The 24,918-nt window shown below is 67.7% G+C and carries 20 protein-coding genes; 12 read left to right on the top strand and 8 right to left on the bottom strand.

What is annotated here, in order from left to right; genetic code table 11:
• The first annotated feature begins 82 nt into the window (after window positions 1-82).
• The 5 genes from KXD97_RS17425 to KXD97_RS17405 all read left to right on the top strand — a co-directional run bounded on the left by KXD97_RS17425 (window position 83) and on the right by KXD97_RS17405 (window position 7,192).
• Window positions 83-1,600, top strand: a complete 1,518-nt coding sequence (locus tag KXD97_RS17425; protein WP_260751289.1) for a molybdopterin-dependent oxidoreductase — start codon at window positions 83-85, stop codon at window positions 1,598-1,600.
• An 85-nt stretch (window positions 1,601-1,685) separates the two neighbouring features.
• The gene (locus KXD97_RS17420; protein ID WP_260751288.1) at window positions 1,686-3,275 is read left to right on the top strand and encodes an ATP-dependent DNA ligase; all 1,590 of its coding nucleotides are present in this window, start codon (window positions 1,686-1,688) and stop codon (window positions 3,273-3,275) included.
• A 113-nt stretch (window positions 3,276-3,388) separates the two neighbouring features.
• Window positions 3,389-5,692, top strand: a complete 2,304-nt coding sequence (locus KXD97_RS17415) for a carbon starvation CstA family protein (RefSeq protein ID WP_260751287.1) — start codon at window positions 3,389-3,391, stop codon at window positions 5,690-5,692.
• The gene (locus tag KXD97_RS17410; RefSeq protein WP_260751286.1) at window positions 5,626-5,829 is read left to right on the top strand and encodes a YbdD/YjiX family protein; all 204 of its coding nucleotides are present in this window, start codon (window positions 5,626-5,628) and stop codon (window positions 5,827-5,829) included. Before KXD97_RS17415 ends, KXD97_RS17410 begins: the two co-directional genes overlap by 67 nt.
• Window positions 5,830-5,884: 55 nt before the next feature.
• On the top strand, window positions 5,885-7,192 hold the full coding sequence (locus KXD97_RS17405) for an amidohydrolase family protein (protein ID WP_260751285.1): 1,308 nt from the start codon (window positions 5,885-5,887) through the stop codon (window positions 7,190-7,192).
• A 79-nt stretch (window positions 7,193-7,271) separates the two neighbouring features.
• On the opposite strand, the gene KXD97_RS17400 is transcribed toward KXD97_RS17405, so the two are convergent.
• Together KXD97_RS17400 and KXD97_RS17395 are read right to left on the bottom strand one after the other, a co-directional pair.
• The gene (locus tag KXD97_RS17400) at window positions 7,272-8,510 is read right to left on the bottom strand and encodes a cytochrome P450 (RefSeq protein WP_260751284.1); all 1,239 of its coding nucleotides are present in this window, start codon (window positions 8,508-8,510) and stop codon (window positions 7,272-7,274) included.
• 13 nt (window positions 8,511-8,523) lie between these two features.
• The gene (locus KXD97_RS17395) at window positions 8,524-9,555 is read right to left on the bottom strand and encodes an LLM class F420-dependent oxidoreductase (RefSeq protein ID WP_260751283.1); all 1,032 of its coding nucleotides are present in this window, start codon (window positions 9,553-9,555) and stop codon (window positions 8,524-8,526) included.
• Window positions 9,556-9,633: 78 nt separating this feature from the next.
• Between KXD97_RS17395 and KXD97_RS17390 the strand changes: the two genes are divergently transcribed.
• Window positions 9,634-11,130, top strand: coding sequence for an acyl-CoA carboxylase subunit beta (locus KXD97_RS17390; RefSeq protein WP_260751282.1), 1,497 nt, complete (start codon window positions 9,634-9,636; stop codon window positions 11,128-11,130).
• 55 nt (window positions 11,131-11,185) lie between these two features.
• On the opposite strand, the gene KXD97_RS17385 is transcribed toward KXD97_RS17390, so the two are convergent.
• Genes KXD97_RS17385 through KXD97_RS17375 form a run of 3 tightly spaced genes read right to left on the bottom strand, consistent with a single transcriptional unit; the run spans window position 11,186 to window position 13,753 of the window.
• Window positions 11,186-12,262, bottom strand: coding sequence for a TIGR03857 family LLM class F420-dependent oxidoreductase (locus tag KXD97_RS17385; protein ID WP_260751281.1), 1,077 nt, complete (start codon window positions 12,260-12,262; stop codon window positions 11,186-11,188).
• A gap of 31 nt (window positions 12,263-12,293) precedes the next feature.
• Window positions 12,294-12,668 carry a nuclear transport factor 2 family protein gene (locus tag KXD97_RS17380; RefSeq protein ID WP_260751280.1) on the bottom strand — a complete coding sequence of 125 codons (375 nt, stop codon included), beginning with the start codon at window positions 12,666-12,668 and terminating at the stop codon, window positions 12,294-12,296.
• Window positions 12,665-13,753 carry an ecdysteroid 22-kinase family protein gene (locus KXD97_RS17375; RefSeq protein ID WP_260751278.1) on the bottom strand — a complete coding sequence of 363 codons (1,089 nt, stop codon included), beginning with the start codon at window positions 13,751-13,753 and terminating at the stop codon, window positions 12,665-12,667. Before KXD97_RS17375 ends, KXD97_RS17380 begins: the two co-directional genes overlap by 4 nt.
• Before the next feature lie 82 nt (window positions 13,754-13,835).
• On the opposite strand from KXD97_RS17375, the gene KXD97_RS17370 reads away from it, so the two are divergent.
• Window positions 13,836-14,450: a TetR/AcrR family transcriptional regulator gene (locus KXD97_RS17370; protein WP_260751277.1), complete on the top strand. Its 615-nt coding sequence runs from the start codon at window positions 13,836-13,838 to the stop codon at window positions 14,448-14,450.
• Between the two features lie 8 nt (window positions 14,451-14,458).
• On the opposite strand, the gene KXD97_RS17365 is transcribed toward KXD97_RS17370, so the two are convergent.
• Complete coding sequence (locus KXD97_RS17365; RefSeq protein ID WP_260758020.1) at window positions 14,459-16,081, bottom strand: NAD(P)/FAD-dependent oxidoreductase; 1,623 nt, start codon at window positions 16,079-16,081, stop codon at window positions 14,459-14,461.
• Window positions 16,082-16,208: 127 nt separating this feature from the next.
• Between KXD97_RS17365 and KXD97_RS17360 the strand changes: the two genes are divergently transcribed.
• The 3 genes from KXD97_RS17360 (at window position 16,209) to KXD97_RS17350 (ending at window position 19,561) form a co-directional block, all read left to right on the top strand.
• Window positions 16,209-17,231, top strand: coding sequence for an aromatic ring-hydroxylating dioxygenase subunit alpha (locus tag KXD97_RS17360; protein WP_260751276.1), 1,023 nt, complete (start codon window positions 16,209-16,211; stop codon window positions 17,229-17,231).
• Window positions 17,228-17,842 carry a cysteine hydrolase gene (locus tag KXD97_RS17355; RefSeq protein WP_260751275.1) on the top strand — a complete coding sequence of 205 codons (615 nt, stop codon included), beginning with the start codon at window positions 17,228-17,230 and terminating at the stop codon, window positions 17,840-17,842. Before KXD97_RS17360 ends, KXD97_RS17355 begins: the two co-directional genes overlap by 4 nt.
• Window positions 17,843-17,908: 66 nt before the next feature.
• Window positions 17,909-19,561 (top strand): acyl-CoA synthetase, encoded by a 1,653-nt coding sequence (locus KXD97_RS17350; RefSeq protein WP_260751274.1) that lies wholly within the window; start codon window positions 17,909-17,911, stop codon window positions 19,559-19,561.
• Here the strand turns inward: KXD97_RS17350 and KXD97_RS17345 are convergent.
• Window positions 19,548-21,029 (bottom strand): aldehyde dehydrogenase family protein, encoded by a 1,482-nt coding sequence (locus KXD97_RS17345; protein WP_260751273.1) that lies wholly within the window; start codon window positions 21,027-21,029, stop codon window positions 19,548-19,550. The genes KXD97_RS17350 and KXD97_RS17345 overlap by 14 nt on opposite strands.
• Window positions 21,030-21,163: 134 nt before the next feature.
• Between KXD97_RS17345 and KXD97_RS17340 the strand changes: the two genes are divergently transcribed.
• Together KXD97_RS17340 and KXD97_RS17335 are read left to right on the top strand one after the other, a co-directional pair.
• Entirely contained in the window at window positions 21,164-21,949 is a 786-nt protein-coding gene (locus KXD97_RS17340) for a 3-alpha-hydroxysteroid 3-dehydrogenase (RefSeq protein ID WP_260751272.1), read from the top strand.
• A 44-nt stretch (window positions 21,950-21,993) separates the two neighbouring features.
• Entirely contained in the window at window positions 21,994-23,202 is a 1,209-nt protein-coding gene (locus KXD97_RS17335; protein ID WP_260751271.1) for a cytochrome P450, read from the top strand.
• Window positions 23,203-23,364: 162 nt separating this feature from the next.
• Here the strand turns inward: KXD97_RS17335 and KXD97_RS17330 are convergent, their stop codons facing one another.
• On the bottom strand, window positions 23,365-24,828 hold the full coding sequence (locus KXD97_RS17330) for an aldehyde dehydrogenase family protein (RefSeq protein WP_396885452.1): 1,464 nt from the start codon (window positions 24,826-24,828) through the stop codon (window positions 23,365-23,367).
• Window positions 24,829-24,918: the final 90 nt, after the last annotated feature.

Genomic DNA, 24,918 nt, shown 5'->3' with positions numbered 1-24,918 from the left:
GATTTGTAAAGCCCATCTGCAACCTAGCGGATGACATGCTTCGGTAAGACTCTCGGGTTCTGCGCGACGGTAATTTGGCAGCATGAGCACACGCGGCGCCAGAGCCATGGCCGGCATCGCGGCCGCCGCGGTCAGCGTCGGGGTCGCGCAACTTCTGGCCGCCGCGTTCGGGCCGCAGTCCGACGTGCGCACCGCCGTCGGTTCAGCGGTGATCGATCGGACCCCCGGACCGGTGAAGGACTGGGCGATCAGCACCTTCGGCACCGCCGACAAGCTGGCTCTGACGGTAATGGTGCTCGTCGTGATCGCGGCACTCGCCGCCGTCGCGGGCGTCCTCGAATCCAGGCGCCGTCCGTGGGGCAGCGCGGTGATCGTACTGGCCGGCGTGGTCGGCTGCGCGGCGGTGCTGTCCCGCGCCGGCGCGACGGTGGTCGACGTGGCGCCCACCCTGGTGGGCACGGCATGCGGTGTCGCGGCGCTGCGGCTGCTGGTGTCGGGCCGGTTCGGCGACGCGGCGGACGGGCCCGGCACCGACGAGGGCCGGCGGCTGTCGTTGGTCACCCTCGGCCTGCTGGGTGCCGGGGTGGCGAGCGGTGTCGTCGGCGCGGTCGTCGGCCGCTGGACGTCGTCGGTGTCCGGCGACCGCGAGGCGTTCACGCTGCCGAAGCCCGGCAGGGCGGCGCCGCCCATCCCAGACACTGTGCAGCCCAAGGGCGTTGAGCTTCCGTCGTTCGTCACGCGTAACGCCGACTTCTACCGCATCGACACCGCGCTGACCGTCCCGCAGCTCAGCCGACAGGACTGGCGGTTACGGATTCACGGCATGGTGGACCGCGAGATCGAGCTCCGCTTCCCCGATCTGGAGCGCTTCGAGGTTGTCGAGAAGGTCGTCACGTTGACGTGCGTGTCCAATCCTGTTGGGGGCGATCTGATTTCGAATGCAGTGTGGACGGGGTACCGCGTCCGGGACCTGCTCGCCGAGGCCGGTGTGCAGCCCGATGCCGACATGGTGCTGTCGATGTCGGTGGACGGCTGGACGGCGGGCACGCCTGTCGAGGCGCTCACCGGCGCCGATGCGCTGCTGGCCATCGGCATGAACGGTGAACCGTTGCCCACCGAGCACGGCTACCCCGCGCGCCTGGTGGTGCCGGGGCTGTACGGCTACGTTTCGGCCACCAAGTGGGTGACCGATCTGGAGGTGACGCGATTCGACCGCGCGCAGGCGTACTGGACGCGGCTGGGATGGTCGGCCCGCGGCCCCATCAAGACCGCGTCGCGGATCGACGTGCCCCGCGCCGGCCAGGACGTCCCCGTCGGTCCGGTCACGTTCGGCGGCGTCGCGTGGGCCCAGAACCGCGGGGTGCGCGCCGTCGAAGTCCAGATCGATGACGGCCAGTGGCAACCGGCCACCCTCGGCGAGGCCTATTCCGGGGACACCTGGCGGTTGTGGAGTTTCCCGTGGGACGCGCGTGAGCCGGGCTTTCACCGCATCACGGTCCGTGCCACCGACAACGCCGGTTACACGCAGACCTCCGAGCGTGCCGACCCGGTCCCCGATGGGGCGACAGGCTGGCACTCGATCACCTTCGTCGTGAGGTGAGCTCGCCGAACTCGCATTCCACGCGGTCCTTTCACGGTTCTGGCCGCGTGGAATGCGATTTCGGCGAGCTTGAGAGGATCATGGCGTGCTGTTGGTAGACGTCGCCACCGCTTCTGCGGACGTCGCGGCTTCCACGGCGCGGCTGGCCAAGATCGCCCGGATCTCCGAGCTGCTGGGGGCGGCCGGCGCGGGCGGCGATGCCCGGCAGGTCGACGTCGTCGTGTCCTGGCTGTCCGGCGAGTTGACGCAACGCCAGATCGGAGTGGGATGGGCGTCCGTGCGGTCGGTGCCCGCCCCGGCCGACGTGCCCACCCTGACGGTCCACCAGGTGGACGCGCTCCTCGGCGAGATCGGAGCCACGTCCGGCAAGGGTTCCCAGGCCCGCCGCGCCGAACTCCTGGCCGGACTCTTCGCCGCCGCCACCGCCGTCGAGCAGACTTTCCTGCGCCGCCTGCTCACCGGCGAGCTACGACAGGGCGCCCTGGTCGGGGTGATGACCGACGCGGTCGGCAAAGCCGCCGGGATTCCGGCCGCCGCGGTGCGTCGCGCCGCGATGCTTGGCGGCGACCTTCCCGCGGTGGCCGCCGCGGCCATCACCGAGGGCGAGTCCGCGCTCGCCCGGTTCACCCTGCAGGTCGGCCGGCCGGTGGGGCCGATGCTGGCCCAGACGGCCACCGGCGTCGCCGACGCGCTCGAACGCTTCGGAGGACCTACCCTGTTCGAAACCAAGCTCGACGGGGCACGGGTGCAGATCCACCGCCGCGGCGACGCAGTGTCGATCTTCACCCGCAGCCTCGACGATGTCACAGCCCGGCTGCCCGAGATCGTCGACGCGACGCTGGCGCTGCCGGTCACCGATCTGATCGCCGACGCCGAGGCGATCGCGCTGCGGGCCGACGGCCGCCCGCACCGGTTCCAGATCACCGCCGCGCGCTTCGGGCGCCGCGGCGGCGCGGCGAGCGCGGCGGCCCAGAGACTGTCGGTGTTCTTCTTCGACCTCCTGCACGCCGACGGCCTCGACCTACTCGATCTGCCCGCCGAAGCGCGCATCGCCCGACTCGACGCGACGGTGCCCCAGGAGCAGCGCGTCGACCGGTTGCTGACCTCGGACCCGGCGGCCGCCCAGGCCTTTCTCGACGCGACGCTGGCAGCGGGCCATGAAGGCGTGATGGCGAAATCGCCGACAGCCCCGTACGAAGCCGGCCGCCGCGGCGCGGGTTGGCTCAAGGTCAAGCCCGTCCACACCCTCGACCTCGTGGTGTTGGCCGTGGAGTGGGGATCGGGACGGCGCACCGGCAAGCTGTCGAACATCCATCTCGGCGCCCGGGACCCGGCCACCGGCGGCTTCGTGATGCTGGGAAAGACGTTCAAGGGCATGACTGACGAGATGCTGGCGTGGCAGACGGAGAGATTCCTGGCGCTGGCCGCCGGAGCGGCCCCGGCCGCGACATCAGACCGAGGAGCGGCCCCGGCCGCGACATCAGACGGCCATGTCGTCAAGGTCCGGCCCGAGCAGGTCGTCGAGATCGCGTTCGACGGAATCCAGACCTCCTCGCGCTACCCCGGTGGGATGGCGCTGCGCTTCGCGCGGGTGTTGCGCTACCGCGATGACAAGACCGCCGAGGAGGCTGACACCATCGACACGGTGCGCGCGTTCTACGAACGCGGAAGCTGACATCGCAATAGGAGGTTTCCGCACACGTGCGCTCCGTCCGGTGCCAGTATCGAGACAAGGCATGGATCCAGGGCAGAAACACAGTCGAGCCGACGGAGAGACCGGGAGACACCGTGGCCACACCCACCGCCGCATCGGACCGCATCGAAGAGACCGATGGGGAGATCACCTACATCCGCACCGACGAGGACCTGCCACCGGTGGCGATCGTCGACAGGTCGCCGATCACCGTCAAACACAAGATCATCTTCACCGTCGTCGCGCTTCTCGGCGCCACCGCCTGGGCGATCATCGCGTTCTTCCGCGGCGAGACAGTCAACGCGGTCTGGTTCGTCATCGCCGCGATCTGCACCTATGTGATCGGTTTCCGGTTCTACGCCCGGCTGATCGAGATGAAGATCGTCCAACCGCGCGACGACAACGCCACGCCCGCAGAGGTTTTCGAGAACGGCACCGACTACATGCCGACCGACCGGCGGGTGCTGTACGGTCACCACTTCGCCGCGATCGCCGGGGCGGGTCCGCTGGTGGGACCGGTGCTGGCCACCCAGATGGGTTATCTGCCGGGCGCGATCTGGATCATCATCGGCGCGGTCGTCGCCGGCGGCGTGCAGGACTACCTGGTGATGTCGATCTCGGTGCGGCGGCGCGGACGGTCGCTGGGGCAGATGGCGCGCGACGAGCTCGGGGTCGTCGGCGGCGCCGCCGCGATCGTGGGTGTGCTGGTCATCATGGTCATCCTGCTCGCGGTGCTGGCGTTGGTGGTGGTCGGCGCGCTGGCTGAAAGCCCCTGGGGTGTCTTCTCGATCGCGATGACGATCCCCATCGCGATCTTCATGGGGCTCTATCTGAGGTTCCTGCGTCCGGGCCGGGTCTCCGAGGTCTCACTGATCGGAGTGGCGTTGCTGCTGCTGGCGGTGGTCGCCGGCGGTTGGGTCGCCGAAACGAGCTGGGGCGCCGAGTGGTTCACGCTGTCGAAGGTGGCGCTGTCCTGGTGCATCATCATTTACGGCCTGGCCGCCTCGGTGCTGCCGGTGTGGTTCCTGCTGGCGCCCCGCGACTATCTCTCGACGTTCATGAAGGTCGGCACCATCGCGCTGCTGGCGGTCGGCATTCTGCTGGCGCGTCCGGTGATGGAGGCGCCGGCGATCTCCCAGTTCGCCACCAGCGGAACCGGCCCGGTGTTCGCCGGTTCGCTGTTCCCGTTCCTGTTCATCACGATCGCTTGCGGTGCCTTGTCGGGTTTCCACGCGCTGATCTCCTCCGGCACCACGCCCAAGCTGCTGGAGAAGGAGAGCCAGATGCGGCTCATCGGCTACGGCGGCATGCTCACCGAGTCGTTCGTGGCGATCATGGCGCTGATCACCGCCGCGATCCTCAACCAGCACCTGTATTTCGCGATGAACGCGCCGTCGGCCGCGACGGGCGCCACCGCCCAGAGCGCCGCCGACTACGTCAACGGGCTGGGGCTGTCCGGGCCGCCGATCACCGGGCAGGAGATCAGCGACGCCGCCAGAAGTGTCGGCGAGGAGTCCATCGTGTCGCGCACCGGCGGTGCCCCGACCCTGGCGTTCGGCATGTCGGAGGTGTTGCACCAGGTGTTCGGCGGCGCGAGCCTCAAGGCGTTCTGGTACCACTTCGCGATCATGTTCGAGGCGCTGTTCATCCTCACCACCGTCGACGCCGGCACCCGCGTGGCCAGGTTCATGCTGTCCGACGGACTGGGCAACCTCGGCGGCCCGCTCAAGAAGCTGCGCAATCCCAGCTGGCGGGTCGGCGCGTGGATCTGCAGCATCATCGTCGTCGCCGCATGGGGCAGCATCCTGCTGATGGGGGTCACCGACCCGCTGGGCGGCATCAACACGCTGTTCCCGCTGTTCGGCATCGCCAACCAGCTGCTGGCGGCCATCGCGTTGACGGTCGTGACCGTCGTGGTGATCAAACGCGGACTGCTGAAATGGGCGTGGATACCGGGGATCCCGTTGCTGTGGGACCTCGTGGTCACGATGACGGCGTCGTGGCAGAAGATCTTCTCCGGCGACCCGAAGGTCGGATACTGGACCCAGCACTTCCAGTACCGCAACGCGCGGGACGGCGGGGCCACCAGCTTCGGCGCCGCCAAGGACGCCGGCCAGCTCGACGCCGTCATCCGCAACACGTTCATCCAGGGCACGCTGTCGATCGTCTTCGCCGTACTGGTGCTGATCGTGTTCGTCGCCGGACTGATCGTGGCGCTGAGAGCGATTCGCGGCCACGGCGGGCCGACCAGTGAAGACGCTCCGCTACCTTCCCGCATGTTCGCCCCTTCGGGCATGGTCATGACCTCGGCGGAGAAGGAGGTGCAGAAGCAATGGGACGCGTTACCGCGGCCGCACGCCAAGCCGTCGGCCGCATCGGCTGGTACTGCCAAACCCTGATGGGCGACAACCACTATCAGCGCTATCTGGATCACCACGCGCGCAGACACACGGGTGAGCCCCCGCTGTCCGAACGCGAGTACTGGCGGCGCCGTCACGCAGCCGCCGACGCCGACCCGGGTGCTCGCTGCTGTTGACCCGCCACGCTAAACTGTCGGCCATACGGTAAGCGCACACAGATCGGGCACGACGATGAACAAAGACGACATGATTTTGATCAGCGTGGATGATCACATCGTCGAGCCGCCGGACATGTTCAAGAATCATCTGCCGCGCAGGTATTTGGATGAGGCGCCGCGGTTGGTGCACAACCCGGATGGCAGTGATACCTGGCAGTTCCGGGATGTGGTGATCCCGAACGTGGCGCTCAATGCGGTGGCGGGCCGGCCGAAAGAGGAGTACGGCCTGGAGCCGCAGGGGCTCGATGAGATCAGGCCCGGGTGTTGGCAGGTTGATGAGCGGGTCAAGGACATGAACGCCGGCGGGATTTTGGGGTCGATGTGTTTTCCGTCGTTTCCGGGGTTCGCGGGCCGGTTGTTCGCCACCGAGGATGCGGAGTTCAGTCTGGCGTTGGTGCAGGCCTACAACGATTGGCATGTCGAGGAATGGTGCGGGGCCTATCCGGCGCGGTTCATTCCGATGACGTTGCCGGTGATCTGGGATCCGCAGGCCTGTGCGGCTGAGATCCGCCGCAATGCCGCCCGTGGGGTGCATTCGTTGACGTTCACCGAGAATCCGGCGGCGATGGGCTATCCGAGTTTCCATGATTTCGAGCATTGGAAGCCGATGTGGGATGCGTTGGTCGATACCGACACGGTGCTCAATGTGCATATCGGGTCCTCGGGGCGGTTGGCGATCACCGCCCCGGATGCGCCGATGGACGTGATGATCACGTTGCAGCCGATGAACATCGTCCAAGCCGCGGCGGATCTGCTGTGGTCGCGGCCGATCAAGGAGTATCCGGATCTGAAGATCGCGTTGTCCGAGGGTGGGACGGGGTGGATCCCGTATTTCCTGGAGCGGGTGGACCGGACCTATGAGATGCATTCGACCTGGACCGGGCAGGACTTCAAGGGCAAGCTGCCCAGCGAGGTGTTCCGCGAGCATTTCCTGACCTGCTTCATCGCCGATCCCGTCGGTGTCACCACCCGGCATCAGATCGGGGTGGACAACATCTGCTGGGAGGCCGACTACCCGCACAGTGATTCGATGTGGCCCGGCGCGCCCGAGCAGCTCGACGAGGTCCTCAAGGCCAACAACGTGCCCGACGACGAGGTCGACAAGATGACCTACCAGAACGCGATGCGCTGGTATCACTGGGACGCGTTCAGCCACATCCCCAAAGACCAGGCCACCGTCGGAGCCCTACGCAAAGCCGCCGAAGGACACGACGTCTCCATCCAAGCCCTATCCCACCATAAGGAGGGTGAACGAGGCGGCGGCGCAGGGCATTTCGATGCCCTCAGGGCAGCCGCCCGGGGGAATTCCGGCAGCGACTAGCTTTCGCCGAAATCGCATTCCATGCGCGAAAAGTCGCGCGATAGCCGCGTGGAATGCGATTTCGGCGGGTCGTTGAACATCAGCGCGTCAGCGAGTACCGGATCGGCAGGTGCTTGAGCCCTCCGACGAAGATCGTCGCGATGTGCTCGGGCTTGCCGGCCAGCTCGACCGACTTCAGCCGCGGCAGCAGCTCGGTGAAGAAGCTGTTGATCTCCATGCGGGCCAGCGCGGCACCCAGGCAGAAGTGCACGCCGTAGCCGAACGCGACATGCTTGTTGGGGTCACGGCCGACGTCGAAGGTGAACGGATCGGCCAACACATCCTCGTCCCGGTTCCCGGACGGGTATGACAGCAGAACCGACTCCCCCGCCGCGATTTTCACGCCGCGGACCTCGGCATCCCGCTGGGCGGTCCGCATGAATTCCTTGACCGGGGTCACCCACCGGATCATCTCTTCGGTCGCCAGCGGCATCAGGTCGGGGTTCTGCTGCAGCCGCCGCAACTGATCGGGGTTCTCGATCAGCGCCTGCAACCCGCCCGAGATCGTGGCGCTGGTGGTGTCGTGGCCGGCGGTGGCGACGATCAGGTAGTAGGAGACCGTGTCGATGTCGGACAGCGGTTCACCGTCGATACGGGCGTTGGCGATCGCCGAGGCCAGATCCTCGGTGGGGTGAGCCCGACGCGCCGCGGTGATCTCGTTGAAATAGTTGAACATGTCGAACAGCGCCAGCCCGCGTTCCTCCATCGAGGCCCCACGCTGAAGTTCGGCGTCGTCGTTGCCGAACAGTTCCTGCGTGTAGGTCAGCATCCGGCCGAAATCCGACTCCGGGATGCCCAGCAGGGACATGATCACATACAGCGGGAAGTTCACCGCGACCTCCTGCACGAAATCGCATTCGCCGCCGCGCTCGTACATCTGGTCGACGAAGGTCCTCGCCAGCTCGTCCACGCGAACCTTCAGCGCGCGCATGGCTTTCGGCCGGAACCAGTCCGCGCCGATCGCCCTGACCTTGCGATGCTGCGGATCGTCGAGATGAATCAGGGTGCTGATGCCCATGGATGCGTGCTGGGCGTCGCCTTCGGCGGTCGTCAGCACGGGCCGGGGCGAGTTCGTGAAGACGATGTTGTCGCGCTCGATGGCCATGATGTCGGCGTGCTTGGTGATGGCCCAAAACGGGTTGTAGCCGGCTACCTCGACCCACGACACCGGCGCGCTGGCGCGCAGGCGGGTCATCGCCGCGTGCAACCGCGCTTCGTCGGCGTAGGCGCTGGGATCGGCGAACACCTTGGCCGCCTCGTCGGCGATACGAACGCTCATCACATCTCCTTCATCATTCGCAGGCGCGCAAATCGGTGACCAGGTCGACCACCGTCGCCTCGTCGATGGACGGCGGAAAGCCCACCAGCACACGGTCGATCAGGCCGTCGCACCGTGCCCGGATCTTGTCCACCACGTCATCGACCAACGCGACGACGGCGAATTCTTCGAGGATGGCGTCGTCGACGAGCGACCCCATCGTGTCCCAGTCACCCAGCCGCGAGAGCCGGTGCATCTCGGTCTGCAGATCGCCCCAGCCGTGCAGCTCCAACACGTTTCGGTAGGCCGGCGTGGAGGCGTAGAACGCGATCTGCTTGCGGGTCGCCACCGCGGCCGTGGCCAGCTGCTGTTCGTCGTGGCCGGTGACGACGAACAACGGGCTGGCCACCTCGATGTCCGCGCGCTTACGGCCGGCCCGTTCGATCCCCCGCGTCAACGTCGGGACCGTGACCTCCCGGAGGTAGCGCTGCGTCGAGAACGCGTGCGCGAGTAGACCGTCGGCGACCTCGCCGCACATCTCGGTCATCCGGTCTCCCACGGCGGCGACGAAGACCAACGGATCGCCGTGCGGCTGGCCGGGCGGGACGAACATCGGCGTCATCAACTTATGGGTGTAGAACTCGCCGTCGAAGGCCAGCCGGGAGCCATCACGCCAGCACGCCCAGATCGCGCGCAGGGCGAGCACGAACTCCTGCATCCGCGCGACGGGCCTGCTCCACGGCATGCTGAACCGCTTCTCGATGTGCGGCTTGATCTGCGACCCCAGGCCGAGGATGAACCGCCCCTGCGAGTAGTCCTGCAGATCCCAACCGATCTGGGCCACCGTCATGGGGTTGCGCGCGAACGCCACCGCGATGCTGGTGCCCAGCTCGATGCTGTGCGTGTGTTCGGCGGCCAACGTCAGCGGCAGGAACGGATCATGATTGATCTCGGCCGTCCAGCAACCGTCGTAGCCCCGCCGTTCCAGCGTTCTCGCCGCGGCGGGAACCTGGGACAGTTGACTGACGACGGCAGCGTCCACCTTCAGGCCGCCTCCAGCACCCATGCTGAATGAAGCTACAGTAAGCAATTCAGTAAGGTCAACGCCGGAAGTCGCGTGCCGGCCGAGGACAGGAGTATGCGCATGGCCAGTGCCGAGGATTGGAAGGACACCCTCGACGAGCTCACGCGCCGGCGTGAGGTGTCCAGGGCCATGGGCGGCGACGAGCGCCTCGCCAGGCACCACGGCAAGGGCAAGCTCGACGCGCGCGGGCGCCTCGACCATCTGCTGGACAAGGGCTCCTTCCGCGAGTTCGGCACCCTGGTCGGCGGTGACATCGCCGCCGACGGCATCGTCACCGGCTCCGGTCTGATCGACGGCAGACCGGTGCTGGTCGGTGCGGAGGACTTCACCACGTTGGCCGGCAGCATCGGACCCGGCGGCAACGCGAAGCGGTACCGTCTGGCCGAACTGGCGCTGCGAGATCGCGTTCCGATGGTGATGCTGCTGGAGGGCGCAGGGTTCCGGCCCAGCGGCGAGCATTACGGGCGCACGCCCACCGACCTGCTGGCACAGGCACAGTGCTCTGGCAGGGTGCCGACGGTCAGCGGGCTGTTCGGACCGTCGGCCGGGCACGGCGCGCTGGTCGCGCCGGTGTGCGACTGGACGATCATGACCAACCAGGGCGCGATCTTCACCGCGGGCCCGCCGGTGGTGAAAGAGTCCACCGGCGAGGAGATCTCGAAGGAGGACCTGGGCGGCCCGTCGGTGGCGCTGGCCAGCGGGGTGATCCACAACCTCGGCCAGGACGATGCCGCGGTGCTCGACGACATCCGGCGCTATCTGTCCTACTTCCCGTCGAGTGCGTGGTCGTATCCGGCGCCGCGGCCGGCGAGCGAGTCGACCGCCCGCCGGGCCACCCCGGAGCTGCTGGAGATCGTGCCGCGTGGCAACCGCCAGGTGTACGACATGCGCGCGGTGCTCGACGTCGTATTCGACGACACCGCCTGGTTCGAGGTGCAGCCGAAGTTCGGGCCGGCGATGATCACCGCGCTGGCCCACCTCGGGGGCCACCCGGTGGCGGTGGTGGCCAACCAGCCCAAGGTGCTGGCCGGCTCGATCGACGCCGACGCCGCCGACAAGGCCGCGCACTTCATCATGGTCGCCGACGCGTTTCATCTACCGATCGTGTTCCTGGCCGACAACCCGGGGATGCTGCCCGGCAGCCGGTCGGAGAAGACCGGGGTGCTGCGCAGCGGGGCCCGCATGTTCGCCGCGCAGACGGCCGCGACGACGCTGAAACTGCATGTGACTCTGCGGAAGGCGTACGGCTTCGGGTCGATGGTGATGTCGCTGCTGGGCTTCGACAATCAGAGTGCGACGTTCGCGTACCCGGGCGCGACGATGGGCGCGATGAGCGCAGCGGCCCTGAGCCGGGCGTCGCACGCCACCGAGGACATCGAGGCCAAACTGCGCCAGGCCGAGGTGGACGCGTCGTTCCGGTCGGCGGGGCACCTCGGCTTCGACGACCTGATCCATCCCGAGGAGACGCGCGACGTGCTGCTCGACGCGCTCGAGCGTGGGCTCTACAGCCGGCAGCTCGCGGCGCAACCGGTGACCCGCACGGCGATCACCCCCTAGCCGCCAGGGATGTCGGCGTGTTCATCAGCACTGAGGCAGGACGGACACCCCGACCTCACGAGCTCCGGTAGGCGGCGATCACCGGCTCGAGTTCGTCGGGCGTGGCACCGTGCATGATCACCGCGTCGGCGCCGTAGTCGAATTCCTTGCGGACCCGGGCCGCGCACTGCTGCGGCGAGCCGGTGGCCGCGGGCTCCAGCCACTCGTCGGGGATCAGCGTGGCGATGTGCTCGATCTGCTCGGCGGTGGCCTTGTGGTCGATGCCGCCCCCGAAGGACTGCACCACCTTGTCGTCGCGGAACCGTTGCAGCACAGCCGGATCCCAGCCGTTGGTGTTGACCAGCAGGTCGCCGTACCCCTGCAGGTAGGTGGCCAGCCGGGCCACGGTTTTCTTCAACCGCAGTTCCTCGGGCAGGTGATCCCCGACCGTCGCGAAGCACGACCACACCCGCACCGACGCCGGGTCACGGCCGGCCCGTTCGGCGGCGTCCTTGACCGTCTTGACCGCGCGCTGCAGCGTCTCCGGGGTGAAGTAGGTATGCAGGATGACGTCGTCGAACTCGCGGCCGCCCAGCTCCAGTGTCTGCGGGCCGAACGCGACGATGGCCAGCCGGATGTCCTCGCGGAAGTCCGGATCCAGGAACAGCACCGGGTATTTGCCGAGCGGCCCGTCGTGGTTGAAGATCAGCTCGCCGCGCCAGAGCTTGCGCATCACCTGCGCGAAGTCCTCCATCTGCGCGGTGGTCACCGTCGGTATCCCGAAAGCGTTGTAGATCGCGCCGATACCGCGGCCGATGCCGAGGGTGAACCGCCCGCCGGAGAGCCGGTGCATGGTGGTGGCCCACGAACCGGTGATCAGCGGGTGGCGCGTGTTGTGGTTGGTGGCCGCGGTGGCGATCTGCATGCGGCTGGTGACGGCCAGCGCCGCGCCGGTCAATGACGAGGCTTCTTTGACGTTCCAGCGCTCGGAAATGAATCCCGTTCCGAAGCCCAGCTCCTCACCGCGACGGGCCTCGTCCATCAGCGTGGCGGGGCCCTCGCCGCCGGCTCCGGCCAGCAGGTAGAAACCGAGCTCCTCCGATACAGTGTCGTTTCCCGACGGCGCGTCGCTGCTTGCCTCCGACTGTCTCATTGCGATGTCGCTCCGCTCCCAGGCTTCGACGTCATGCCCAAACTCCTTGCTTGTAACCGCAATTCCAGACCTCGGTGATCCTGCCCTCGACGACGCGGAAGATCTCCATACTGCTGATCGTGTATTCGGTGCCGTCCTTGAGCGTCATCGGTGACTGGTACACGATCGCCACATGTTCGCCGTCGTCGCCGGCGACCACCAGGTTCAGGTCGAAACGGATGGTCTCGAACATATCCCAGTGATCGACGATGCGGGCCACCGCCTGCTCGTGGGTCAGAGTCGTCGACTCGCCGACATCGTGCCGGACCACCGTGTCGCCCATCAACTCCTCGGCGAGCGCGAGGTCGCGGTGATTCCAGACCACGAAGTTGCACTGCTCGACCACGTCACGCGCCGACCGCGTCATGCGAACACCTCCACGGCATCGATGTCGTCGACCGCGGCGACGGCGCGGGCAGTCAGCTCCAGACACAGTGCCCGGGAGCGCTCCGGCAGGGTGTCCCAGCCGATCAGGGTGATGACCGGGAGCACCATCACATAGGCCACCGCGAATCGATAGTGCCGCCAGGCGTCGTCGAAGCCGTAGGACGTGAGGCCCCGGTCCCGCAGCACCCCGAGATACTCCCGCACCAGCGACTCGTCGTGTCCCCGGCGCGCCGCGACCGGCAGACCCTGACTGACCAGGTAGCCGATGTCCGCGGCGCCGCAGCCCACCGACGCGAACTGGAAGTCGACGATCTTCAGACGGTCACCGTCGAAGAACATGTTGTCGGCGCGGATGTCGCCGTGCAGCAGCATCGAGTGCTCGGTCAGCGCCGACAGCGCCTGCGGGGCCGACTCGGCGAACCGGTCGGCGAAGCGCGCCACCCGGCGGGGCACGGCGGCGCCGGACTTGTCGCGGTATACCTGCCATCCCGGCGCGAACGCCGGCACCAGCAGGTCACGGACGACCGGCGTCGACAGACTCGGAAAGTCCTGCAGGACGCCGACATTCACCGGATCCGCTGACCACGCGTGCAGCGCCGCCAGAGTCGCGACCGCCAACCGCGCACGGTCGACCGACAGCCCCGCCAGATGGTCGGCATTGTCCCAGTCCCGCAGATCTTCGAGCAGCAGCACGAAATCGACGGAATCCTGGGCAATCCGGGCGGTGTAGACCCGCGGCGTGTCCATCGGGGCGCGCCCGGCCACGTCGCGGTAGAACCTGAGTTCGCGCCGGTAACCGTCGAGAAGTTCCATCGCACCACGCGCCTCGGACTCCGCGGGCAGTTTGGCGATCAGGCTGGCGGGCACCTCCCCGGTGCCGGTGAGGTACAGACGGTAGAGCAGAGACGAGAACCCCGAGTCCTCGGCGATCCGTTCGGCACGGACATCGGTCACCGTGCTCGCACCCGACAGTCCGGCATCGGTACGCAACGCCTCGGTCAGCCACCGTGGCGTGATCTCGGCGATGGAGCGGGGCACCGCCGCCGTCTCCCGCGCGTCGGTCATGCCACTCGAAGTCACCGTTGACCTCCCACACTTATTTGACGCCGCGCAACTAAGTTAGGGGTCCGGCGTTTAACATGCAAGGGTGCCTTCTCCCGCCGCAGGGTTGACCCAACCTCAGCGCCTTGAGCTCTCGGCTCGCAGACTCCTACAGGCCTCCGTGGCATTGATCGGCGAAAAGGGTTGGGAAGCAACGACAGCTGCGGAGATCGGGCTACGCGCCGGCTATAGCAGGGCGATGGTGCACGCCCGCTACGGCAGCAAGGACGCGCTGCTGGAAACCCTATTCGCCACCGAGTACGAGAAGAAGTTGAGCCCAGCGCCGGATCCCGGTTCCGACGGGCTGACCCAGGCGCTGGCGCATGTCGACCGGATCGCGCTGTTGCACGCCGAGGACCCGGACCTGTGCCGAGCAGTCTTCGTGCTGACCTTCGAAGCCGCCAAGACCAGCTCACAGGCGCATCCGTACATCCGCATGTGGCTCGAACGTGCAGCCAACACCGTCCAGGCCGGTCTGCGTCAGGGGATCGCCGACGGGTCCGTGCGGGCCGACGTCGATATCGCAAGAGCCGTCAACGATTTCGGCGCGTCCGTGTTGGGTACCGCATATCAGTGGATCATGCAGGCCTATCCGTACGACGTCGCCGAGGAACTGGCTTACGTACGAGGGCGACTGGTCAGCACCTACGGCGCCGGGTAGCGCGGGCATCACGCGAGTTTGAATCCGCGGTAACCCGCCTGCGCGACCTCGTCGCAGCGGCGACGGTACTCCGGGATGCCCGCGGTGTAGCCCATGTACATGCGCTTCTTGCCGGGCACGTTGCCGCCGTTGTACCACGAGTTGCACGACGGGTGTACGAGCACCGTGGGCGCCACCAGTGCGGTGGCATCGTCGATCCACTGCTGCTGGGCTTCGGGCAGCGCCTCGATGGTGTGGTAGCCATGTCCGCGCAGATAGGTCAGGCAGGCTCCGATCCATTCCACGTTCTGCTCCAACGGTGCGACGAAATTCGATGCCGCGGAGGGACTTCCGGGCCCCTGGATGGTGAACAGGTTCGGGAAGCCGGCGACCGCGAGACCGAGGTAGCTCAACGGCCCCTCCTCGGCCCAGAATCGCCCCAGCGACGCCCCGGCACGGCCGCGCACGTCGATCCGGCTCAGCGCGCCGGTCATCGCGTCGAATCCCGTCGCATAGATCAGCACGTCGAGTTCGTGCAGGCCGCGTTCGGTCTCCAGCCCGGCGCAACGCACCGACACGATGGGATCGTCGCGCAGGTCCACCAGCGTGACATTGTCGCGGTTGAAGGTCTCGTAGTAGCCCTGGTCGATGATCGGCCGTTTGCACGCGAACGGGTGGCTCGGTGTCAGCGCCCTGGCGGTGTCGGGGTCGGTGACGATGCGGGCCACGGCCTGCCCGTACAGCCGGGCGGCCATCTGGTTGGCCTCGATGTCGAAGAACAGGTCACCCCAGTTCAGCGCACCCATGATGCCGTTCTCGTCGACCGCGCGCCGCCGCTCCTGCTCCGAGGCGGACTTCAGCGCCGGCTTGGTCAGCATCTCCAGCAGCACCGAGAATGCGCTCAGCCGCGCCGCGCCGACAGGATGTTCGCGCTGGGCGGCGCGGATCTGCGGGTAACGGGCCTTGAGCTCGTCGAGCTCGCCCGGTTCGAACTTGCGCACCTCCCAGGGCAGCGTGTAGGCCGGAGAACGTTGAAAAACTTTGAGCTGCATGGCTTCCCGCGCAACAACCGGGATCAGCTGAACCCCGGTGGAACCCGTGCCGATCACCCCGACCCGCAGACCGGTCAGATCGGCACCGCGCTCGGGCCAGCGGCTGGTGAACAACGAGCTGCCACCGAAGGTGTCCATGCCGGGTATCGACGGTTCCAGCGGCACTGACAGGATCCCGGTGGCGGCGACGACGAAAGGAGCCGCGAACGTCTCCCCCGTCCCCGTCTGCACCAACCACTCGCCGGCGTCCTCGTCGAATGTCATGGCCACGACGTCCATGCCGAACGCGATGTTGCGGCGCAGATCGAGCCGGTCGGCGACGAAGTTGAGATACGCCTCGATCTCCGGCTGGGCCGGCATGGTCTCGGTCCACACCCACTCCTGCTGGATCTCCTCGGAGAAGCTGTAGGAGTACTCGATGCTCTCGATGTCGCAGCGCGCCCCCGGATAGCGGTTGAACAACCACGTACCGCCCACGTCGTGCGCGCGCTCGAGCACCCGGACCCGCAGGCCGAGCTCGCGTAGGTGGTGCAGCGCGTAAAGGCCGGAGAAGCCGGCCCCCACCACGAGTACGTCGAAGCGGGCCGCGCCATGTTCCATCGTCACGGTTCCTCCGGGCTCGACATACTGTCGCTGTTACAGTATCGATGCCCACAGGCACCCGTGGCGGATCCGCACAATTCGTTTCCGCCGTGCGCCGGATGGCCGCCGCAGCAGAGGAGTCGTCATGAAAGTCCCCTTCACCTGGAAGGTCACCGGGTGGTTCATGATCGGTTGGTCGGCCGAGTACGAGGTGGGCGAGGTCAAGGCGCTCAAGTATTTCGGCGAGGATCTGGCCGCATACCGCGACGAATCGGGTCGTCTGCACGTCCTGGAAGCGCACTGCAAACACCTCGGCGCGCACATCGGCCACGGCGGCAAGGTGGTCGGGGACTGCGTCGAGTGTCCGTTCCACGGCTGGCGCTGGGGCCCGGAGGGAGACAACACCTACATCCCCTACCAGCCGGACCGCCCCAACCGCGGTCTGCGATTGCGGTCCTTCCCGGTCAAGGAGCAGTACGGCTGCATCTTCGTGTGGCACCAGCCCCAGGGCAAGGAACCGCAGTGGGAACTGCCGGACATCTTCTGGAAGTTCCCGCAGTTCGAGACCGACGCGAACGCCTACTACCGGCCTTATCCGGAGTTCTCCAGCCGCGCGGACGCCATTCCCGTGCATCCGCAGATCGTCGCCGAGAACGGGCCCGACAGCTCGCACTTCCGCTATGTGCACGGCGCGTCGGTGACACCGGTCTGCCTGCACTGGGAACACGTCGACCAGGAGTGGCGGTTCCTGACCGGCTGGCCCGACGCGCGCAGCGACGACCCGAACGCGATGGCGCTGAAGATCCACAGCCACTTTTCCGGCCTCGGGTTCGCGATGAGTGCGTTCGAAGGTTCGTCGAACCACCGGCTGATCTTCGCCTGCACGCCGGTCGACGACGAGGTCTCGGACATGTTCTATTCGATCTGGTGGCCCAAGCTGATCGGGGAGACCTCTGATGTGCCGCCGCCCGAAGTGATCGAGAGGGTGCAGCGGCAGTTCCTCAAGACCGTGTGGGAGGACTGCGACATCTGGCGCTATCAGAAGTACGTGGAGAACCCGCCGCTGGCCAAGATCGACGCAAAGCCGTACATGGCGATGCGCAAGTGGGCGCAGCGGTTCTACGAGGTTCCCGCCGAGGTGCCGCCGGCGGGTACGACCACCGCATGAGGGTCCCCCTCGCCGAGCTCGTTGCACCGGCGCATACCGCGGTGATCACCCAGGAATGTCAGGGCGCGGTGGTGGGGCCCGACGCCGGACTGGCCGCGCTCGCCGACGAGGCGCGTCGCGGGGCGCTGCCCAACATCGCCCGGCTGTTGCCGGTGGCCCGCGCCGCGGGCGCGTCCGTCGTGCACTGTCTGGTTCAGCGCCGCGCCGACGGGCGCGGAGCCAACCACAACGCCAAGATCTTCGCCCTCGGGGCCTCCGGTGTGGACATCACCCCGGGTAGTCCCGGCACCCAGCTGGTACCGGAGATCGACGCCCAGCCAACCGATCTGGTACTGCATCGGTGGCACGGGCTGGGGCCGATGGGCGGCACCGACCTGGACGCGGTCCTGCGCAACCTCGACGTGCGCACGATCGTCGCCGTGGGCGTGTCGGTGAACGTCGCGATCACCAACCTCGTCATGGACGCCGTCAACGCGGGCTACCGGGTGGTCGTTCCCCGGGACGCCGTCGCCGGGGTACCGGCGGACTATGCGGCCGCCGTCATCGACAACACGCTGTCGCTGCTGGCGACCGTGACCACCACCGACGAACTGCTCGACACCTGGAGGTAGCCCCATGGGCATACAACTTTCGGCCATCTGTCCACTCGGCGGGCGTCGCCGTCTAGAGTCCATCGCATGACCGAGTCGATTCAGTTCACCGTCCCGGCTGCCGCCGACGCCGTCGCGGCCGTGATCGGCGACCGCGAGTTCATCGTCCAGGGCGACCGTCGCTACACCTACGCGCAGATCGTGCAGCGCTCCAACCGGCTCGGCGCCTACCTGCACGCCCGGGGGCTCGGCTGCCATACCGAGCGTTCCGAGCTGCCGGGCCACGAGGTCGGTCAGGACCTGCTGGGCATCTACGCCCACAACGGTCCCGAATACATCGAGGGCATGCTCGGGGCGTGGCGGGCCCGCGTCGCGCCGTTCAACGTGAACTACCGCTACGTCAAGAGCGAGCTGCACTATCTGCTGTCGGACTCCGGCGCCACCGCGCTGCTCTATCACGGCGCATTCGCGCCGCGGCTGGCCGAAGTACTGCCCGACCTGCCCGACCTCAAGGTGCTCATCCAGATCGCCGATGATTCGGGCAATGAATTGCTGCCCGGCGCAGTCGATTACGAGTCGATCGTGGCCGACGGGCCCTCCGATCCGCCGCCAGTCGAACCGTCGCCCGACGACCTCTACGTGCTCTACACCGGCGGAACCACCGGCATGCCCAAGGGGGTGCTGTGGCGTCAGCACGACATCTTCATGACCTCGTTCGGCGGCCGCAGCCTCTACACCGGTGAGCTGATCTCGACGCTGGACGACGTCGCGAAACGGTGCGTGGAGTCCCCCGGCACCAAGCTCATGGTGCTGCCCCCGCTGATGCACGGCGCCGCGCAGTGGGCGGTCTTCACCGCGATGAACACCGGTCAGACCGTGGTGTTCTCGCCGGTCACCAGCCACCTCGACGTCGACGACGTGATCGCCACCATCGAACGGGAGAAGGTGCTGGCCGTCACGGTGGTCGGCGACACCATGGCCCGGCCGTTGGCCGAGGCGTTCGAACGGACCGACGCCGACCTGTCGGCGTTGGCCGTGGTGGCCAACGGCGGCGCACAGCTCACCCCGACCGCCAAGCAGCGCCTGATCGACGCCAAACCGAATCTGATGGTCGTCGACGGGGTCGGCTCGTCGGAGACCGGCGCCCAGATGACGCACATGTCGGCACCGGGCGCGGTGTCGACCGGGAAGTTCACCGCCGGACCTGACACGTTCGTCGCCGCGGAGGATCTCGGCTCGATCCTGGAACCGGGCCATGACGGGATGGGCTGGCTGGCCCAGCGCGGCTACGTCCCGCTGGGTTACAAGGGCGACGCCGCCAAGACCGCGGCGACGTTCCCGGTGATCGACGGGGTGCGCTACTCGGTCCCCGGCGACCGGGCCCGACACCTCGCCGACGGGGCGGTCGAACTACTCGGCCGCGATTCGGTCACGATCAACTCCGGCGGCGAGAAGATCTTCGCCGAGGAGGTCGAGTCGGCCATCGCGTCGCATCCGGCCGTCGCCGACGTCGTGGTGGCCGGACGGCCGAGTGACCGCTGGGGCCAGGAGGTGGTCGCCGTGGTCGCACTCGCCGACGGCGCGAGCGCCACCGCCGACGAGTTGATCGAGCACGCCTCGGCGGTGATCGCGCGCTACAAGCTGCCCAAGGCAGTGGTGTTCCGGCCGGTGATCGAGCGCAGTCCGGCGGGTAAGGCCGACTACCGGTGGGCGCGGGAGCAGGTCGTCAGCGGTTCCTGAGTCGACGGCGGGTGCGCCGGTGGGCCATCCGCAGCCCCAGCGCGGTGGTCAGGCGCATCGAGGCCGGGAACGGTGGCGCCGCGCGACCGGTGATCGTGAACGGCAGATCGCTGCCGACCACGGTGCGGTAGTGGCTGAACGCGTCGAAACCCGCCTTGCCGTGGTAGGCGCCCATGCCGCTGCGCCCCACCCCGCCGAACGGCGCCGCTGACGGAATCATCTGCGCGGCAAAGTCGTTGCGGGCCACACCGCCGCTTCGGGTGTGCTCGACGAACCACCGGAAATCGGCGTCATCGGGACCGAACCAGTAGGCCACTAGCGGTGCGGGGCGCGCGTTGACGTAGTCGACGACGTCGGCGATCCGGCGGTAGGGCCGCACGGTGAGCACCGGTCCGAACGTCTCCTCGTCGGCGATGCGCATGCCGTCGTCGACGTCGAGCACGATGGTCGGCGCGATCTTGCGAGTCCGGCGGTCCGGCAGCGTCTCGTTCGGCGGTGCCACCGTTTCCACCCGGGCGCCCTTGGCCCGGGCATCCTCGATGAGGGCGACGACGCGGTCGAAGTTCGCCTCGTTGACCGAGGAGCAGTAGTCGGTGTTGTCCACGATGGAGCCGAACATGTCTCGTAGCGTGTCGCGGGCGACCGCGACGAACTTCTCTATGCGGTCGGCGGGCACGAACACATAGTCGGGGCACACGCACACCTGACCGCCGTTGATCATGCGGCCCTGCGCAATTCGGGTGGCTGCGCGGGCGAGGTCCGCGGCGGGCGCCACCACCACCGGGTTCTTGCCCCCGAGCTCGAGAGTCACCGGGACCAGGTTCGCAGCGGCCGCCTGTCCGACCAGCGCGCCGACACCCGGGGACCCGGTGAAGAATAGGTGGTCGAACGGCAGGGCGGCGAACTCCGCGGCCACCGCGGCGTCGCCGGTGACCACCGCCAGCTCCGCGGCGTCGAAGTAGGCCGGCGCCACCGCCTGCATCAGCGCAGCGGTCCGCGGCGTCACCTCCGACATCTTGATCATCACCCGATTGCCCGCCGCGAACGCCGCCGCCGCCGGCAACACCACCAGGTTCAGCGGAAAATTCCAGGGTCCGATGATCCCGACGACCCCCAGAGGTGACGGTCGCACCTCGGCCCGCAACCCCAGCGGCCGGGCCGGGCGCATCAGTTTGACGGGTTTCATCCATTGCCGCACATGGGCTCTGGTGTGTTCGACCACCGAAATCATGCCCATGATCTCGGTGAAAAGTGTTCCGGCCCTTGGCCGGGTGCCGTAATCGGCTGCCATCGCGTCTACGAAATCGTCGGCGTTGTCCAGCACGAGAGCCAGTAGCCGGTCGATGCGGTTGCGGCGCAACGCCTCGTCGGGAGGTCCGTCGGCGACGAACGCACTTCGCTGACGCCCGAGCAGCTCCGTCATCGGTTCCGGCCGGCTCGCGGTCATACCGCCCAGCAGCACTGTCATGTCCGACCCCTCTGTCCGGCAACGCGTGCGGTAAGCGCAACGGTAACATCCGGCACGGCATTGTCGGCCGTCGGCGAGTTCTTTACAGTCGTCCTTACTGTCGGACATTCGGGAAATTGCGGAAGTCGGTGCCCATGCAGGTTGAGAAGCGCAAGATCGTCGTCGTCGGAGCGGGTTCCGGCATCGGCGCGGCGGTCGCCGCGCACTTCCACGACAACGGTGACCACGTGCTGGCGGTCGATCTGCGCCCCAACGAGACACCCGCCGCGGCGCACACGCAGTGCGATCTGCGTGACCCACAGAGCATCGGCGGCCTCCTCGCCGACCTTGAGTCGGACTGGGACGTGCTCGCGCACGTCGCCGGGGTTCCGGGCACCGCGCCGGCCAACGACGTGCTGACGGTCAACTATCTGGGCATGCGCAAGATGGTCGAGGGCATGTTGCCGCGCATGCGCCGCGGCGGTTCGGTGGTCGCCGTCGCATCGATCGCCGGGATCGGCTGGGAGCAGCGCCTCGACGAGCTCTCCGAACTACTGGCCGCCACCGATCCCGAGGGCGTCGCCGCCTGGCAGTCCCGCCAGGATCCGTCGTATCCGGTGTACACCACCTCCAAGCAGGCGGTGATCCTGTACGCCAAGCGGCTCGCCGGCACCGCGCTGGCCCGGTACGGGGTGCGCGTCAACACCGTCAGCCCCGGGCCGGTGCAGACCCCGATCCTCGCCGACTTCGAACAGACGATGGGCAAGGACATCCTCGACATACTGCGCGACACCTACGGCAGACACGGCACCGTCGAGGACATCGTGCCCGTCATCGCGTTTCTTGCCTCCGACGCCGCGCAGTGGATCAACGGCCAGGATGTGCATGTGGATTCGGGGTTCGTCACGTCGATGACGGCGGGCACGCCGATCGCGCTGTAGGGCGACGCTGTACACGTCGATACTGTAAGCGTTACAGTATTGGCGTGGAGACTCCGGCGCAGGACCTCGCGAAGGGCGAGCCCATAGATCTGCGCGACCCCTACCCGATGTTCGCGCGCCGACGTGCCGAAGGCGGGGTGTTCCGCGGGTCGGTGATGGACTGGTCGAAGACACCGGATTCGCTGCGGCCCGACAACCTCTATGCGGCAGTGTCCTTCGACGCGGTCAATCGGGTGTTCCGGGACGGCAAGGTGTTCAATTCACGGATCTACGATTCCACGATCGGACTGTTCATCGGCCCCACCATTCTTGCCATGGAGGGCAAAACCCATTGGGAGCACCGCAATCTGGTCTCCGCCGCGTTCAAGACGCGGTCGCTGACCCGGTGGGAACCGGAGATCGTGCGGCCGGTGGTCAACGGTCTGATCGACGAGATCGTCGACCGCGGGCAGGCGGACCTGGTGCGCGACTTCACCCTGGAGTTCCCCACCCGGGTGATCTCGCGGCTGCTCGGCCTGCCTGGGGAGGACCTGCCGTGGTTCCGCAAGCGTGCCGTCGAACTGATCAGCTACACCATCAAATACAAGCGGGCGTTCGAGGCGTCGGCAGCGCTCAAGGACTACTTCCTCGCCCAGATCGACAAGCGGAGGGCCGCGCCGACCGATGACATCATCGGCGCTCTGGTGTCGGCCGAGATCGACGGCGAACGCCTCACCGACGAGGCGATCTACTCGTTCCTGCGCCTGCTGCTGCCGGCGGGCCTGGAGACCACCTTCCGTTCGTCGGGCAACCTGCTCTACCTGCTGCTGACCCATCGCGACCAGTTCGAGGCCGTCAACGCCGACCCTTCGCTGATCGGCGCGGCCATCGAGGAGGGGCTGCGCTACGAGACCCCGCTGACGACCGTGCAGCGTTTCGCCAACGAGGACACCGAGGTCGACGGCGTCGAGATCCCGGCCGGTTCGGTGATCGATGTCTGCATCGGAGCGGCCAACCGCGACGAGGCCCGCTGGGAGCGCGCCGAGGAGTTCGACATCTTTCGCACGCGGACCCCGCACCTCTCCTTCGCCGCCGGCGAGCACACCTGCATGGGCCTGCACCTGGCCAGGATGGAGACCCGGGTGGCCGTGGAAACCCTGTTGAGCAGGCTGTCGGACATCCAGCTGATCACCGACGACGACCCGCACATCCACGGCCAGCCGTTCCGCTCCCCGACCGCGCTGCCGGTCACGTTCACGCCCGCCACGCACTAGCCCCGCGGACCAGCGTCAGAATCCATGCCAAAGCGCCATACCGCCGCGGAACAGCATTCCTGGTCGCGATGTGGACCCGAATCACAGCCCTGGCTTCACGCTCGCCGGCTTGCCCTGCCACGCTCGCAAACCGACCAGCCATGCCGGGGCCCGCGAAGGTGATCAGCTGCGCCTGCGCTCGCGCCGGGCGATCGTCTTGGTCTCCAGGTACTGCTGGAATCCTTCGACCCCGCACTGTCTTCCAATGCCGCTGCTCTTGTAGCCGCCGAACGGGGCGTCGGCGCCGTAGAACATTCCGCCGTTTACGCCCAAGGATCCGGTCCGGACCCGGCGGGCGATGCTCATCCCACGCTCGGCCGACCGCGACATCACCGCACCGGCCAACCCGAAGGCGCTGTCGTTGGCGAGGCGCACGGCGTCGTCGTCATCGTCGAACGGCAGCAGCACCAGGACCGGGCCGAACACCTCCTGCTGCGCGATCGCGGCGCTGTTGCCGACACCGACCACCACGGTCGGCGCGACGTAGTGACCGTCGGCGAGATGCTCCGGCAGCCCCTCGACGGGACCGCCGCCCACGGTGATCTCGGCGCCTGCGGCGCGCGCCCCGTCGATCGCGGCGAGCACGCGGTCCCTCTGCGCGGCGCTGATCACTGGGCCCACCAGGGTGCCGGGGTCGACCGGATCCCCCACCGGCATGGCCGCGTACGCGGCGGTGATGTCGGCGACGGCCTGGTCGTACAGCGACCGATGGATGAGCATCCGACTGGTCGCGGCGCAGGCTTGCCCGGCGTGGACGCAGACTCCCATCGCGGTGGGGACGATCACCGCGGGGTTGGCGTCGTCGAGGACGATGGCCGCCGACTTCCCACCGAGCTCAAGGAGCATCCGTTTCATCGTGTCGGCGCCCTGGCGCATCAGCAGCTTGCCGACGGCGGTGGATCCGGTGAACGACACCAGGTCTACGCGCGGGTCGGTCCCGAGCAGACCGGCGACCTCATTGAACGGCGTGGGCACGACGTTGACCACCCCGGCCGGGATGTCGGTGTTCTCGGCGATGAGCCGGCCCAGCCGGGTGGCGTTCCACGGGGTGTTCGGATCGGGCTTGAGGACGACGGTGTTGCCGGCAGCCAGCGCGGGCCCGAGCTTGTTGAGGATGACCTCGATCGGGAAGTTCGACGGGGTGATCGCGGCGACCACGCCGACGGGCTCCTTGACCACCGTGCGGATGTTGCGCTCGCCGAACAGTCCGCCGCCGTCGAGCAGTCGCTCCCACTCGAACGCGTCGATCAGCGAAGCCGGGTAGCGCAGCGACTCGGCCAGCGGCCAGTCCAGCTGGGCAGATTCGGACGTCATCACCGGGCAACCCACTTCGGCCACGAGTTCGGTTCGCAGTTCGCCTTTTTCGGACTCGATCGCGTCCTGCAGCTGAGCCAGGCACCGTTTGCGCAACTCCCGATTCGTCGGCCAGTCGGTGGTGTCGAAGGCGGTGCGTGCCGCGGCGACGGCGCGTAGCATGTCCCGCTCGCCGGCCGCCGCGGTCACGCCGAGCACGGCACCGGTGGCCGGACTGCGGTTGTCGAACTGCGCGCCGGACTCGGCGCCGACCAACTCGCCGTCGATCAGCATCCGTCGCTCGGCCCGCTGCGCAGCACGCCGGCCCCAGTCGACACTGGTGTCGGTACCGTCGATTGTTTCGGTCACCGCGTCGCTCAATCG

Origin of the sequence: Mycobacterium sp. SMC-8 (assembly GCF_025263565.1) — a bacterium.
Lineage (GTDB): Bacteria > Actinomycetota > Actinomycetes > Mycobacteriales > Mycobacteriaceae > Mycobacterium.
This window is presented reverse-complemented; position numbering and strand designations above follow the sequence as displayed.

What these genes read in the sequence shown, in the direction of transcription:
- KXD97_RS17425 (WP_260751289.1), top strand. Translation starts at nt 83, where the DNA reads ATGAGCACACGCGGCGCCAGAGCCATGGCCGGCATCGCGGCCGCCGCG.
- KXD97_RS17410 (WP_260751286.1), top strand. Translation starts at nt 5,626, where the DNA reads ATGGGACGCGTTACCGCGGCCGCACGCCAAGCCGTCGGCCGCATCGGC.
- KXD97_RS17405 (WP_260751285.1), top strand. Translation starts at nt 5,885, where the DNA reads ATGAACAAAGACGACATGATTTTGATCAGCGTGGATGATCACATCGTC.
- KXD97_RS17400 (WP_260751284.1), bottom strand. Translation starts at nt 8,510, where the DNA reads ATGAGCGTTCGTATCGCCGACGAGGCGGCCAAGGTGTTCGCCGATCCC.
- KXD97_RS17395 (WP_260751283.1), bottom strand. Translation starts at nt 9,555, where the DNA reads ATGGGTGCTGGAGGCGGCCTGAAGGTGGACGCTGCCGTCGTCAGTCAA.
- KXD97_RS17390 (WP_260751282.1), top strand. Translation starts at nt 9,634, where the DNA reads ATGGCCAGTGCCGAGGATTGGAAGGACACCCTCGACGAGCTCACGCGC.
- KXD97_RS17385 (WP_260751281.1), bottom strand. Translation starts at nt 12,262, where the DNA reads ATGAGACAGTCGGAGGCAAGCAGCGACGCGCCGTCGGGAAACGACACT.
- KXD97_RS17380 (WP_260751280.1), bottom strand. Translation starts at nt 12,668, where the DNA reads ATGACGCGGTCGGCGCGTGACGTGGTCGAGCAGTGCAACTTCGTGGTC.
- KXD97_RS17375 (WP_260751278.1), bottom strand. Translation starts at nt 13,753, where the DNA reads ATGACCGACGCGCGGGAGACGGCGGCGGTGCCCCGCTCCATCGCCGAG.
- KXD97_RS17365 (WP_260758020.1), bottom strand. Translation starts at nt 16,081, where the DNA reads ATGGAACATGGCGCGGCCCGCTTCGACGTACTCGTGGTGGGGGCCGGC.
- KXD97_RS17360 (WP_260751276.1), top strand. Translation starts at nt 16,209, where the DNA reads ATGAAAGTCCCCTTCACCTGGAAGGTCACCGGGTGGTTCATGATCGGT.
- KXD97_RS17355 (WP_260751275.1), top strand. Translation starts at nt 17,228, where the DNA reads ATGAGGGTCCCCCTCGCCGAGCTCGTTGCACCGGCGCATACCGCGGTG.
- KXD97_RS17350 (WP_260751274.1), top strand. Translation starts at nt 17,909, where the DNA reads ATGACCGAGTCGATTCAGTTCACCGTCCCGGCTGCCGCCGACGCCGTC.
- KXD97_RS17345 (WP_260751273.1), bottom strand. Translation starts at nt 21,029, where the DNA reads ATGACAGTGCTGCTGGGCGGTATGACCGCGAGCCGGCCGGAACCGATG.
- KXD97_RS17340 (WP_260751272.1), top strand. Translation starts at nt 21,164, where the DNA reads ATGCAGGTTGAGAAGCGCAAGATCGTCGTCGTCGGAGCGGGTTCCGGC.
- KXD97_RS17330 (WP_396885452.1), bottom strand. Translation starts at nt 24,828, where the DNA reads ATGCTGATCGACGGCGAGTTGGTCGGCGCCGAGTCCGGCGCGCAGTTC.